At 73.0% G+C, this 2863-nt stretch carries 1 pseudogene; it reads right to left on the reverse strand.

Annotation, left to right across the window (positions count from 1 at the left end):
- Positions 1-2777 (reverse strand): annotated as a pseudogene (locus E2651_RS42375) (DEAD/DEAH box helicase); the annotation flags it as partial.
- Positions 2778-2863 lie beyond the last annotated feature (86 nt).

Consider the following 2863-nt stretch of genomic DNA (forward strand, 5'->3'; position numbering starts at 1 on the left):
GAGAACAACACAAGGCTATTCGTCGGCAGCGTCCGATGTGTATCAGAGCCCGAGTCCGAAAGCTCCGCATCCGTCAGTTCCGTCAGTGCCGCCTCGCCACCACCCAGCACCGCCTCCGCCAACGCCTGCTTCGCAGCCAGGAGTTCGGCGATGCGGTCCTCCACCGTGCCCTCGGCGATCAGGCGGTGGACCTGGACCGGCTGGGTCTGGCCGATGCGGTAGGCGCGGTCCGTTGCCTGGTCCTCGACCGCCGGGTTCCACCAGCGGTCGTAGTGGATCACGTGGCCCGCGCGGGTCAGGTTCAGGCCCGTGCCCGCCGCCTTCAGGGAGAGGAGGAACACCGGGGCCTCGCCCGACTGGAAGCGGTCCACCATCGCCTCGCGCTGCGGGACCGGCGTACCGCCGTGCAGGAATTGGGTGGCGATGCCGCGCGAGGAGAGATGCGACTCGAGGAGGCGGGCCATCTCTACGTACTGCGTGAAGATCAGGACAGCTCCGTCCTCGGAGAGGATCGTGTCCAGGAGTTCGTCCAGGAGTTCCAGTTTGCCCGAGCGCGAGCGGCCCGCGCGGGTCATGATCGCGGCGTCCTTCAAGTACTGCGCCGGGTGGTTGCAGATCTGCTTCAGGGCCATCAGCAGCTTCATGACCAGGCCGCGGCGTGCGATGCCCTCGGATGCCTCGATGTGGGCCAGGGTCTCGCGTACGACCGCCTCATACAGCGACGCCTGTTCGCGGGTGAGGCTGACGGGGTGGTCCGTCTCCGTCTTCGGCGGGAGTTCCGGGGCGATTCCGGGGTCGGACTTCTTGCGGCGGAGAAGGAAGGGGCGGACCAGGCGGGACAGGCGGGCCATCGCCTCCTCGTTCTCGGCGGTCTCACCGCCCTCCACCAGGCGGGCGTAGCGCGCACGGAACGCCTTGAGCGGGCCGAGCAGGCCCGGTGTGGTCCAGTCGAGGAGGGCCCAGAGTTCGGAGAGGTTGTTCTCGACGGGGGTGCCGGTCAGTGCGACGCGCGCCGCCGAGGGGATCGTGCGCAGCGCCTTCGCCGTCGCCGCGTGCGGGTTCTTGACGTGCTGGGCCTCGTCCGCGACCACCAACCCCCATGGCCGGGCGGCCAGTTCGGGTGCGCTGGTACGCATCGTGCCGTACGTCGTCAGTACGAAGCCGCCCTCCAAGTCGCCGTCCAGGCTGCGGCCCGTGCCGTGGAAGCGGCGCACCGGCACGCCCGGCGCGAAGCGCTCGATCTCCCGCTGCCAGTTGCCGAGCAGCGAGGCGGGGCAGATCACCAGCGTCGGCTCGGGGCGGGCGCGGTGCAGGTGGAGGGCGATCAGGGTGACCGTTTTGCCGAGGCCCATGTCGTCGGCCAGGCAGCCGCCGAGGCCGAGCGATGTCATCCGGTCCAGCCAGGACAGGCCGCGGAGTTGGTAGTCGCGCAGGGTCGCCGCGAGGGCGGGCGGTTGGGGGATGGGGTGCAGCTCGTCGGTCAGGCGGCCGCGCAGCCGGGCGAGGGCGCCGATCGGCACGGCCTCGACCCGCTCCCCGTCCACCTCGGCCCCGCCCGTCAGCGCGACGGACAGCGCGTCCACCGGGTCGAGCAGGCCCAGATCCCGCTTGCGTGCCTTGCGTACGAGTTCGGGGTCGACCAGGATCCATTGGTCACGGAGGCGTACGACGGGGCGGTGTGCCTCCGCGAGGACGTCCATCTCGGCCTCGGTGAGCGGATCACCGGGCCCATCGACCCCATCGACCCCGCCGGACCCGTCGTCGGCACCTAGCGCCAACTGCCAGCGGAATTCGAGGAGTTGCTCCGTCTTGAAGAAGTCGAAGTTGTCGGCCGCCGTGCCGGGCGCGGGGCGTACGACCGCCGTCGCCGTCAGGCCGCGCGTCAGCTCACGCGGCCAGTGCACGGCCACGCCCGCCGCGCCGAGGCGGGCCGCGGCCACGCCGAGCAGGTCGGACAACTCCTCCTCGTTCAACGGCAGTACGTCAGGCAGCGGCCGCTCGAGGAGCCTGCCGAGCGGCGGCCAGACGCGGGCGGCGCGGCGCACGGCGAGGAGGGTGTCGACGCGGGCCCGTGGCCCGAAGTGGTCGGCTCCCACCCAGAGTTGGGCGGCGTCGGCGATGAGCGTGGGGTCGGCGAGGCTGTGCACCTGAAGCACGGCGGCGGCCGCGCCCTCGCCGCCGACCGAGGGGGCACCGGAGGCGTCACCCGAGGCAGAGTCCACCGCGTCGAACACCTCGTGCGCGCGCAGATCAAGCCGCAGCGACACCCGCACCCCGGCGTCCATCCCGGCCGCCACCTCCGCGGCCCACTCCCGCGCGCCCGGCAGCCGCTGCGGCTCGCGCGCCGCGAAGGGCGCGCCGACCGCGTGCATCGCGGCGGGCGTACGCGGCAGGGCGTCCACCACGGCGTCGACGAAGGCCCTGACCAGGGCGAGCGGCTCGGGCAGCAGGAGGGGCTTGCTGCCGGGCAGCGGTACGGCGTGCGCCTCGGCCGGCATCGCGGCGGCGATCGCCCGCAGCTGCGTGACGTCGGCCTCGTCCAGCGGCCCCGCCCGCCACGCGTCCAGGTCACCTCCGGTCAGCCCGGGCAGCAGCCGCCCCCGCGCGGCCAGGTGCATGGCGTGCCGGGCGGCGGCGGCCCAGCAGGCGACGGCGGGATGCGGGTGCGCCCGCTCGGCACGCAGGAGCAGCGGCATGGCGTCCGCCACCGGCAGGATCAGCGCGGGGACGGTGCGCGTACGGACACCGTTGCCGTGTTTACGTACGACGGAAATCTCACCCTCGACCGCACGGGACAGCCCGGTGCCGGCGCCCCGGGCCGAAGCTCCCTCGCCTGCACCCCCGCCGGAAAGCCCCGCACCCC

This window comes from Streptomyces sp. MZ04, assembly GCF_004684775.1.
In the GTDB taxonomy this organism is placed as follows: domain Bacteria; phylum Actinomycetota; class Actinomycetes; order Streptomycetales; family Streptomycetaceae; genus Streptomyces.